12 protein-coding genes and 1 pseudogene are annotated in these 10290 nt (G+C 37.1%); 2 read left to right on the top strand and 11 right to left on the bottom strand.

Going from position 1 to position 10290, the window contains the following annotated elements; genetic code table 11:
* Positions 1-293: 293 nt before the first annotated feature.
* The 6 genes and pseudogenes from H5115_RS19590 to H5115_RS19565 all read right to left on the bottom strand — a co-directional run bounded on the left by H5115_RS19590 (position 294) and on the right by H5115_RS19565 (position 4854).
* Positions 294-743 carry a hypothetical protein gene (locus H5115_RS19590; RefSeq protein ID WP_182756931.1) on the bottom strand — a complete coding sequence of 150 codons (450 nt, stop codon included), beginning with the start codon at positions 741-743 and terminating at the stop codon, positions 294-296.
* Positions 744-1010: 267 nt separating this feature from the next.
* Positions 1011-1325 (bottom strand): annotated as a pseudogene (locus H5115_RS19585) (NADPH-dependent FMN reductase); the annotation flags it as partial.
* Positions 1326-1460: 135 nt separating this feature from the next.
* Complete coding sequence (locus H5115_RS19580; protein WP_182756929.1) at positions 1461-2264, bottom strand: hypothetical protein; 804 nt, start codon at positions 2262-2264, stop codon at positions 1461-1463.
* A 381-nt stretch (positions 2265-2645) separates the two neighbouring features.
* Positions 2646-2882 carry a hypothetical protein gene (locus H5115_RS19575; protein WP_182675841.1) on the bottom strand — a complete coding sequence of 79 codons (237 nt, stop codon included), beginning with the start codon at positions 2880-2882 and terminating at the stop codon, positions 2646-2648.
* Positions 2883-2954: 72 nt separating this feature from the next.
* The gene (locus H5115_RS19570; protein WP_182756927.1) at positions 2955-3968 is read right to left on the bottom strand and encodes a DUF5924 family protein; all 1014 of its coding nucleotides are present in this window, start codon (positions 3966-3968) and stop codon (positions 2955-2957) included.
* A gap of 136 nt (positions 3969-4104) precedes the next feature.
* A complete protein-coding gene (locus tag H5115_RS19565) occupies positions 4105-4854 on the bottom strand; it encodes a spermidine synthase (RefSeq protein ID WP_182756926.1) in 750 nt (249 codons plus the stop codon).
* Positions 4855-5474: 620 nt separating this feature from the next.
* On the opposite strand from H5115_RS19565, the gene H5115_RS19560 reads away from it, so the two are divergent.
* Both H5115_RS19560 and H5115_RS19555 read left to right on the top strand, forming a co-directional pair.
* On the top strand, positions 5475-6452 hold the full coding sequence (locus H5115_RS19560) for a DUF1852 domain-containing protein (protein ID WP_182756924.1): 978 nt from the start codon (positions 5475-5477) through the stop codon (positions 6450-6452).
* A gap of 78 nt (positions 6453-6530) precedes the next feature.
* Positions 6531-7565, top strand: a complete 1035-nt coding sequence (locus H5115_RS19555) for a methionine synthase (RefSeq protein ID WP_182756922.1) — start codon at positions 6531-6533, stop codon at positions 7563-7565.
* 113 nt (positions 7566-7678) lie between these two features.
* Here the strand turns inward: H5115_RS19555 and H5115_RS19550 are convergent, their stop codons facing one another.
* From H5115_RS19550 to H5115_RS19530, 5 genes are all read right to left on the bottom strand, one after another.
* Positions 7679-8104 (bottom strand): retropepsin-like aspartic protease, encoded by a 426-nt coding sequence (locus tag H5115_RS19550; protein ID WP_182756920.1) that lies wholly within the window; start codon positions 8102-8104, stop codon positions 7679-7681.
* 101 nt (positions 8105-8205) lie between these two features.
* Positions 8206-8586, bottom strand: a complete 381-nt coding sequence (locus H5115_RS19545; RefSeq protein ID WP_182756918.1) for a hypothetical protein — start codon at positions 8584-8586, stop codon at positions 8206-8208.
* 163 nt (positions 8587-8749) lie between these two features.
* Complete coding sequence (locus H5115_RS19540; protein WP_182756916.1) at positions 8750-9130, bottom strand: hypothetical protein; 381 nt, start codon at positions 9128-9130, stop codon at positions 8750-8752.
* A complete protein-coding gene (locus H5115_RS19535) occupies positions 9114-9266 on the bottom strand; it encodes a hypothetical protein (protein WP_182756914.1) in 153 nt (50 codons plus the stop codon). Before H5115_RS19535 ends, H5115_RS19540 begins: the two co-directional genes overlap by 17 nt.
* Before the next feature lie 224 nt (positions 9267-9490).
* Positions 9491-10290, bottom strand: an 800-nt coding sequence (locus H5115_RS19530) for a transposase (protein WP_182756912.1), incomplete at its 5' end; no start/stop codon positions are given.

Here is a 10290-nt window from a genome sequence, read left to right as displayed (position 1 = left end):
CATGTTTGGTATTTATGCTGCGTTATCGCCTATTCATGGGGAATAACCACACTACATAGGCTCCGCCTTGCCTAAAAACCAAACATACTGCTGCAAATTCACCCACCAAAGATCAACACGCCCTAATTATTAGTTTTATGTAATGAAATTACAATAGGTTAAATAAGAGTTTTGAAATCGTGGAATAAAACAGCGCTAAAGTAGCGCCATAGCAGTAAATTTAAGTGTAAACGTTAAAGCTCAAAGTAAGCTTTCACAATGTACTGTATATAAATACAGTGCATTGCTTTTTGCTAACTTTTAATAACACGAAGCTGCTTAATTGATGACACAGCTATGTGCGTTTGATAATAATATTTATTAGTGGCTCTACCACGGCTCATAAAATCGATAGTTACTCGTTTAGCTTCGCCTGTTACTTCTATTGTTTTATTAATAAAAAAGGTGTCTGCTGGTTGTCTGTATTTACTTTGAAGCTCTGCTACCACATTGGGCTGTATTGATATCGTAATAGAACGCCTATCACGATAATCAGTTTCTGTATTTAAATACAACCAACTCCCCTGAGCTCCCGCCGCTTTAATATGAAACTGGTAAGTGCCAGCAACACCCTTTGGTGCACTTTGCTCAGTTAAAGCAATAAGGTTCATATTTGCAGCCGTACTTTGGCTCACTTCAACTTTATGGGGAACAGAACTACATGCACTAAGCATAAGCACACTTAGTAAGGCTAGATATTTCAAGACACAATTTCCTTGTTTCTTACACCAATACGCATAATTCAGTGATCTATTTTGAGACAAGAAAATCGTGTGGAAAACACAGCAAAAATTTCGTTATTAAGATGTTGTACATCAGAAACTTTTAATGCAGTTAGCGATTTAATCCCTTAAATTGATTAACTATTATTGCGAATTGGTATTATGCATTATTAAAAATATGTAGCGTTAATGATACCACTATATGCAGCCATGTTTCTATAATCAATCCAAACAATTAGTTAGCGGATATTAAGGCGCATTGCGCTGAGAAGGATCTGTTTTAAAGCTTTTTAGCAAACTTTGTGGGTCAACCACCTCGATATGCTCTTTAGCAGCCTGCGCCCACCATACTAGTTGGCCAAACGTGCGTGAGAAATAATTAAACCACGATGATTGACTCTCTCCTGCAACAGGTTTGCCATCCTCACTAAACACATCTTGCGCTTTTGGCACGTGGATCATAGCCGATACTGGCAAACAGCCAAGTTCAGATAAAAACGTGCACATACTAATGGCCGCTCTTACACCACCCCACTGTCCTGCTGAGTAAGTTACCCGCGCCGTTAAACATATTTTATCGTGTGTTACTATTTGATCCTAAGATCGATTTAATCATGCAGCAAGAGTTTTACCCAGTAGGCTCTGAACTGCCTAAAAGTAAAACACACTGCTTCAAACTCAACCTTGAAAAAGTACGCCCTAGTATTGATAACTCAGCCCTACACCACCCCAAAATATATTTCGAAGTGTCTCGTCACCTGCAAAGCGTTTTTCATCTTTATTAACTGCAATGCTATAGCTTGTATATGTGTAAAGGGCTAACTGATTAAAAAGCTGATACGACAAGTTTGCAGTAAACTTAACGTTGTTTACTCCGTTGTGCCCATCACTAACATACCCCGCATTAAACCCCACGCCCGATTGAATATCTACTGTTAGTAAATCGTTAATATAAAAACCTTTTTGTACTGCCATCTCCAAAAATGTACCGCTGGCATCAAATGAATGATAAACACTACTTAATAACTGAATATCGTCCGCATAAAAATACGCAACGTCGAGGCTTAGCTCATTATCGTGAGCATCAATGCCTTCTTCGCGAGCTTTAATATAGTTATAACCTACATACATCTCTATCTGCTCAGATAAGTGAGCGGTATAAATAGCATTTAAATTAAGCTCTGAATAATCACTACTAATACCTTTGGCCGCCCAAGGGATCACCGCAAAGTTTTTATAGTTAACCTCAGTAGCAATTGATGCAATGCCATTACCGGGAAGGTTATCTCGACCTTCGGTAACATATCGGCTCTCCCATAATGGGTGAATATGTAAATCAAACTCTTTATTTTTATAATTTACGTCAGTATGGGTATGCTTAATATTTCCGCCTACGCCCACTTCAAGCTCTTGGTAGTGCTCTTGTGTTTTTGCTTGTGCGTAAGCTGTATTTGCTACCGCGAGAGTCGTAATAACAAATACATATTTTAAATAGTGAGTCATTTATTAAGTCCAAAACCATCATAAATGGTAAAAAGTGGCGCATAGTATTGTTATAAAACGCGTTAGCGCAATATATAGATGCATATATATTGTTTTATTTATTAGATTTTAAGTATTTACTAAGTATTACCCATAAACTACAAGTTGCAATTAGCTCGGATTTAAACCAATAAACCAAAGCTATATACGCACCGAGCAACGCTCTAGCAGGTACTTAATTTAATAGCTAAAATGATAGTTATAGTACTCACGGTGAGGTGTTTCCTATTGCAAAAACAGGAAAGGTATAAGTAGGAAGTGTAAAAAAGTGCGGTAACGGGAAAGACATAAGCAGCAACAACTCAATAGGCTCCTTATTCTTAACCTAATTTATTAGCAAATTTAATGACTTAAATAAGCCATAACGGCAATGAGTGCAACATAAAAACCAAAACCTAGTAAGAAGGTTAAGTCGACTCTTCTAGCTTTACTGGCTTTATAAGATGCAAAGTCTTTAAACTCGCTTTTATACAGCCCAAACGTAACCACTTTTAATAGTAGCCAACCGGTCGAGTAAAATAAAAAGCTTAAGCCAGTATCAACTATTAGCCAAATAAAAATCTCAAATGCAATACTCATTAACTATGTCCATTAGTTTGGAATACAAAAACTATATCAGCTACGTGTTTAAAATACAGCCGGCTTAGTTAATTAAGGTGTAACAGTAAATTTCGTTAAACCTATTAACTGACCTGATTCGGTGACTACTTTTACCTGCCACTTACCAACAGAGTCGCTAGGAAAATTTACCTTGTGGGTCCATGCTCTGTAACCTAGCTCTCTCCCGCCGTTTATATTTAACGTGATCCGATCAACTTCCTTTTTATTATGAAGCCACACATGAAATATTTTTTCATTTAAGCCTCTTGGTGCTTTAACAGCGGTCCAACTATATAAACCTTGATGATGCAGTGTATAAGAGTCTAACTGTTTAATACTACCAACTGGCTTTTTATGCTGTAAATCAACTTCATGAGCTAACGTAATATCGGTTAATCGCAGCGCAGCAGGAGGCACATAGCTTCTTAACTGCCACACAGCAGTGCTCAAAGCACATAAAATCAATACAAGAATAGGAAAGCGCCACCAGCGTGCATTAGGCATTAAATTGTTTAAACTCGGAAGAGTAACCACTACAGCCGTTACAAGGGCTGCAGCTAAACTTTGGCTCGTGGTAAGGTTTAACAAAATAGGTAAGGTAACAAGTAAAACAACGAATAAAGCAAAGTTATGAAACACACTAAATAACGTACGGTTTTTAGCAAGCTTCTTATAATAAAAGGGGTCGATTACCGATATAACCGCACATATCACAATGAGGGAGGTAAAAAACGCTTGAGGATGGTCCCACTGCGTAACCGCTAAAAAAAACGGCAAAGCAAAAAATAGACTTTCTTGTTGTACCATTTGTAGAGCAAAACGCATTACATTAGGAGATACAGCCACACCAAATTTTTCTTCTACTTTGTCTCGTAGCCAATTATCAATAATTAGCCACAACCAACTAATAAGTAAAAATATCGCAATAACTTGCGAAAAAGACTCTTTTCTATCTACAAGTGCAAAGCTGGCTACGCCCGACAAAAACGCCAATACAGCCAATAATCCAGGCCGCTTTTGCATCGCGCTTATAAATTTAGTGATTATATTTTTACAGTAATCCATGTATGCGTGTTTCCGTACGGGTATGTACTTTATTATTTTTATTCAGAGTATGATTAGTTTAACCAAGTTTAAATGAACAACAGATAGACGGATGGATTTAAACGCGCCATTTAACAGTACATCAAACTAACCATCTTTAATTAAATAAAAGCTCAGCATAGCGCGTCATTGGGACGTTTATTAATTTTTGTAACGCGTAAGCCTTAGCAAGTAATTCGTCCTCACTAAGTACAGGCATTTTATTGTTAAAAGCAAAAACAATTTTATTGCCGCCTTCAATAATAAAACTAAAAATCTTTCCTGCAAATTCTTTCTCAAGTAGTTGATCAAACGCTTCTCTTTGCCCAACTTTGGTATGGCAAATATTAAGTACTAAAACACCATCAAAAATGAGCGCATTTTTACAATCACGTAAGTAGGATAATTGCACCTGATCTGATTCCATCCCATCTGAGCTGTATAAATCAGAAAAAATAACATCCGTTTTTATCTGCGTTTTTTTCATGTAGTTTGCCGCATCGTCAATATGAATAAACAAACGTTCTGACACGGGAACTTCAAAATATTTTATAGCCATATCAGCCACGGCTTTACGGTATTCAACGGTATGTATGGTCAGTGCAGGAAACGCATGATAAAGACTTTTTGCTATAGAGCCCGCCCCAAGCCCCATTATCATCGCGGTTTTTAAATTTGGTATAAAAAAAAGCGCAGCCATCATAGCTTGCGTATAAGCTAAGCTTAACCCGTTAATATTATTTAATTTAATACAGCTTTGATAAATTTTTCCGTCAAAGCTGAGAATTAGATTCTTTTTTGTTTGATATACATAAACAGGGCCATGCTCATCAATAGTTGATGCAATACAAGTGCCTTTGATATCCACGAATACTCAATAGGTGAGGTGATGAAAAACGAGTATAACTTAGTTAACGTACTACCATTGCTACTAACTATGGCTAATAACGCTTTTATTAATTTACAAGCATTTATACGTACTCAAAAAAGTCGGTTTATCATTTAGGTTAGATGAGCTGAAGTATCTGCCTTTATAGCTAATTAAAACTTTCCCAGTGATGGCTCTTAGTACAAACAACGACTTAACATACTAAAAATTTGGCTAATGTACTGTTATAGCTATAAAAAAAACCTTTGAATATTCCTCATGTTTAACATGAATAAAGTGCACGCCGCCACAAAAGAAGTCTAAACGGCTAAACATCTATCCGTTATTTTTACTGATTTGTGCCTTTTTTTCGTCAACTGCTACGTAATCGAATCTAACAATAATGATTAATGAATATGACTCATGTTTTATGTGAAATTAAACCGTTTTTCTTCATATACAAATCAACGTATAAATTACTCATCACTTAGCGCTAAACACTATTTAACAACTTAAAGCTGCTGAATACCTAAACCAGCTAAGCCAGCTAAGTAAGTTGCAAGGTTAATAAAGCGCAAAGCATCAATCAGGTTTAAATTATAAAATTGGATATAAACACGATGAAAAAAGATTTTACATTTAATATAAAGAGCGTTTCACTCGACGAAAATTATCATCCATCAACTAATACGCGTATCACAACCAACTTTGCTAATTTAGCCAGAGGTGAATACCGCAAAGCAAACTTGCGTAACGCCTTAAACATGATTAACAACCGTTTTAATGCCCTAGCCCATTGGGATAACACCAAAGGTGAGCGTTATGCTGTTGAGCTTGAAATTATCTCTGTTGAAATAGGTATTGAAGATGGCGGCGAAAGCTTCCCATCAATCGAAATATTAAAAACAAACATTGTTGATCATAAAACTAATAAGCGCATTGAAGGCATTGTAGGAAACAACTTTTCATCGTATGTACGCGACTACGACTTTAGCGTACTCCTACAAGAGCACAATAAAGGCAAGTCTCAATTTAGTATTCCTGATGACTTTGGGGTATTACATGGCAAGCTATTTCAGTCATTCGTAAATTCGGGTACATACAAACAAAACTTTAAAAAACCACCGGTTATATGCCTAAGTGTGTCAGATAACAAAACCTATAACCGCACCGAAAACCAACACCCGGTACTTGGCGTTGAATACGAGCCAAATGAATCGTCTTTAACTGAGCAATACTTCAAAAAAATGGGCTTGCAGGTACGTTACTTTATGCCGCCAAATAGTGCAGCGCCTTTAGCATTGTTTTTCTTTGGTGATTTACTTAATGATTACAGCAATCTTGAGCTTATAAGCACTATTAGTACGATGGAAACGTTTCAAAAAATCTACAGACCAGAGATTTATAATGCCAACGCAATAGCGGGTAAATCATATAAACCAAACTTAAAAAACTTGGATCACTCACTAACGCAAATTGTGTATGACCGAGAAGAGCGCGGCAAGTTAGCAAACGAGCAAGGCAAGTTTGCTCAAGAGCATTTTATCAAGCCGTACCAAAGAGTTCTTGAGCAATTCTCTACTAGCTATCTGTCATAACAACTAATAGTAACAAGCAGTAATAACGCGCTTAACGATACGTTTAATAATTAACTGAAATATACGGCATTATTTATTATGAAAAAATTACTACCTACATCTACCGCTGGCAGTTTACCAAAGCCTTTATGGCTTGCAGAGCCAGAAACACTTTGGTCACCTTGGAAATTACAAGGTGATGAATTAACCCAAGGAAAACACGACGCCCTACGCTTGTCATTATTCGACCAGCAACAAGCAGGCATTGATATTGTTAGCGATGGCGAGCAAACAAGGCAGCATTTTGTAACTACATTCATAGAGCATCTAAACGGTGTTGACTTTGAAAAACGTAAAACAGTAAAAATTCGTGACCGATACGACGCAAGTGTACCCACTGTTGTTGGCCCTGTTAGCCGTCAAAAGTCTGTGTTTGTTGAAGACGCTAAATTTTTACGCAAGCAAACCAAGCAACCAATAAAATGGGCATTGCCAGGCCCAATGACAATGATAGACACGCTTTACGACGATCATTATAAAAGCCGCGAAAAACTAGCATGGGAATTTGCCATAATTCTCAATCAAGAAGCAAAAGAATTAGAAGCCGCCGGCGTTGATATCATCCAATTTGACGAGCCCGCGTTTAACGTATTTTTTGATGAAGTGAACGACTGGGGAATTGCCTGTTTAGAGCGAGCAATTGAAGGGCTTAAATGCGAAACCGCAGTGCATATTTGCTATGGCTACGGCATTAAAGCAAATACAGATTGGAAAAAAACATTAGGATCTGAATGGCGACAGTACGAAGAAGCATTCCCTAAGCTTCAGCAATCTAATATCGATATTATCTCACTAGAGTGCCATAACTCGCATGTACCAATGGATTTACTAGAACTCATTCGCGGTAAAAAAGTAATGGTAGGCGCAATTGATGTAGCAAATCACACTATCGAAACGCCAGAAGAAGTAGCTAATACGCTACGTAAAGCACTGCAATTTGTAGATGCCGAAAAACTCTACCCGTGTACCAACTGCGGCATGGCTCCACTACCTCACCATATAGCCAGAGGTAAACTAAATGCCTTGAGCGCTGGGGCTGAAATTATAAGAAAAGAATTATTAGAAAAGAACTAGAAAAGTAGCTTTGAAATACAAATTGTAAACAATAACAGCTGTCGCACCATGCCATAGTTAAATCCATAAACATGGTGCGTTAGATAAAATTTAAAGCACCAAGTTTAGGTTAGTTATTTAATTTTTTTATTAAAAAGCTCCAACCTATTTTTTGAAAAATCAATAACTGCTTGGTATTGAGTAAAAAAGGGAGAGCCTAACAAGCCATGTACTCCCTTTTCACCACCCGCCACCTGAACATGGTCAAGATTAAGTGACACAAAGGCAGGACTTTCAAACAAGGCACTACCAAACTCAATTGAATCAACTTCTATATCTCCCATAGCGTGATCCGAAGTGCCCAAGCCTGCTGCATTCTCAACATTGAGTGTCTCTTCAATGCCTAATTCACTTAGGCATCCCCTGTCTAAAACAGATGTCCCAGCGCCAGTATCTAAAATAAAACGTAACAATTTACCGTTAATTTTAGCTTCAACAATTTGGTGGCCTGTTTCTGATATTTCAAACTCAATTACAGTTTTGTTCTCAAATAAATTCATATACGTTCCTTGTTATAGAGTTTCTAAAATATTACTTACTATTTCCAGCTTCCCACAATTAATAGCCAAATTTTACTAGTCGCCCACCTCAGCGCGTTTTGTTAGGTAACGTTTATCACCTGAGGCTCAATATTTGTTAAAACATGAATGATTTCATTTGTAGTCATTACTGAATAATGAAACAGCTTATTGTTGTTTAAACTGAAAGTATTCGTTTTAGTTTGAGCATACTCCAATAAGCTTGAATCAGAATACACGCCGATTACGCCCGAATCACGGTTTTGATGATAGTCATGAAAATGGGTACTTTCATCATAAGTTTCAAATAAAACGGTATTTGTAAACACAACCATAAACCTTACGGGATCATCGCCTTTTATATAAGTTTTAAGGTTCAGTGTTAGTAACCCATCAACATACGATAATTTGTCTAAGCTCCAGTCTTGGTAATTATTTGTGACTTCATCAATGGCAGTATTCATTTAATTACCTAACGAGCCTGTAGATTAACTCGTTTCTATTTGTTTTTATTGATAAACAAACCATAGCTGAGTTCCTATTTTGGTTCAATCTATTAGTGTTTTCATAAAATTTAGAATGGGTGTCTAGTTTATTTAAGAATGGGGATACGCTTTTATTATTTCCCTAAGTCTTTTTATTATTAGGGTTTTCAAAAGCACCAGCAAGAGCTTGAAATACCATTTCAGGCTCACCAGATTCAATATTAATCCGACTAAAATACCTTGCTTGCCAATGCCAAAATTCAACTTCAAAATATTTTGCTAAATATCTAGAATCCGCCTCTTTAATATCTACCATAAAATTTAACTTTTTATAGAAATGTTCAATTTTAGATATTTTTTGCCACTCTTCCGTAGATAGTTTTCGGTAAAGACTATCCCAAGATGGGCTTTCAATTTCTAGCATCGACTTTTTAAGTGCTTTACTTGCATCATTACGAATCTGAATGTAATCCGGAGAACTGTATTCTTGTATCAGATCAAGAGCTCTATTTTTTTCTTTCACGATTAGTTTCATGGATAACTATTAAAGTTGCAGAAAGTCCTGCACCAATACCCGCTCCTAGGAGTGCAGCCCCAAGACTACCTGTTAATGCACCGACTACCGCACTAAAAACACTCGTAATTGTTATTGCTTCCATTACCCCTCCAAGGGATCAATTAATACCGACCAAACCAGACAGCCACTTTAATTGAACAAACAAAACTGTGCCACAAAATTAGCTCTTCAGGTTCATAATTAACCTTTTATTACTGGGTCGCTTTCATTTCATCTATTAAATAAGTCATTACATTTTTAAACCCAAATTACACGCATGAAAATAACTCCGTATGGCATTTTTAACTTTTACTGAACTGTTTTAATTTATGCGAGTAGCTTTTCGCAATTGCTAATATTTGATCGCCGTTTACGCTTTAAATTTTCACAGTAACTTGCCTGTGAAGTGGGTCTGCCTACTGCACCATGAAATACGCGCGTAAATTGCGTAGTGAGTTTTAACCAGTTCTCTGGGGATATATTAAGCCTTTCTAACAAATGAGTGTTCATATTATCAATATGCCCGCGTTTATCCTCTCGTATTATTCGCCCTGTTAGCTCAACAAGTTCAAGGTACGATTTAAGCTCAAACGGCAGCCCTTTAGGCATAATCTGACGTGGCATACCTGCAAAACGTAGTAACTGTTTAGGCTGTTTACCTTCTGCCCCACATGTTAAGCGCTTTTGTACGCTGGTATGGTCTGATTCTTCTGGTGTGTTAGCCATTTTAGCCCTAATGGGATTTAAATCGACATAGGCCATACACGCTGCAAGTGCTGCTTCATCTAGTAATGCCTGCGATTTGAATCTACCCTCCCAGAACCTCCCAGTGCAGTTATCTTCTTTATTTGCTCTGCGCGCAATGTCTTCATTTAAGAGCCGCATAAACCAGCTGATACTTGATAAGCGTTCGCGGTATTGTTTAACCGTTTGGTTGAAAAAGATGAGCTCAACTTTACTTAACTTTTCACCTTGTACATATTTCTGCGTTAACACTGTGCCTTTACACAGTTTATGCCAGCGAATAACAATCGCTTTATCATTCAGTCTGTTTGCTTTCTTATCATCTACATATAGTACCAAATGGGTGTGATTACTCATTACGGCATAAGCACATACATCAATAC

It is taken from the genome of Pseudoalteromonas sp. SR44-2 (assembly GCF_014163745.1).
In the GTDB taxonomy this organism is placed as follows: Bacteria; Pseudomonadota; Gammaproteobacteria; order Enterobacterales; family Alteromonadaceae; genus Pseudoalteromonas; species Pseudoalteromonas distincta.
Note: the sequence above shows the minus strand (reverse complement) of the source record. Positions and strands in the feature narration are given on the sequence as shown.

Coding starts and splice junctions, on each gene's coding strand:
- H5115_RS19555 (WP_182756922.1), top strand. CDS start 6,531: ATGAAAAAATTACTACCTACATCTACCGCTGGCAGTTTACCAAAGCCT.
- H5115_RS19570 (WP_182756927.1), bottom strand. CDS start 3,968: ATGGATTACTGTAAAAATATAATCACTAAATTTATAAGCGCGATGCAA.
- H5115_RS19550 (WP_182756920.1), bottom strand. CDS start 8,104: ATGAATTTATTTGAGAACAAAACTGTAATTGAGTTTGAAATATCAGAA.
- H5115_RS19545 (WP_182756918.1), bottom strand. CDS start 8,586: ATGAATACTGCCATTGATGAAGTCACAAATAATTACCAAGACTGGAGC.
- H5115_RS19580 (WP_182756929.1), bottom strand. CDS start 2,264: ATGACTCACTATTTAAAATATGTATTTGTTATTACGACTCTCGCGGTA.
- H5115_RS19535 (WP_182756914.1), bottom strand. CDS start 9,266: ATGGAAGCAATAACAATTACGAGTGTTTTTAGTGCGGTAGTCGGTGCA.
- H5115_RS19575 (WP_182675841.1), bottom strand. CDS start 2,882: ATGAGTATTGCATTTGAGATTTTTATTTGGCTAATAGTTGATACTGGC.
- H5115_RS19560 (WP_182756924.1), top strand. CDS start 5,475: ATGAAAAAAGATTTTACATTTAATATAAAGAGCGTTTCACTCGACGAA.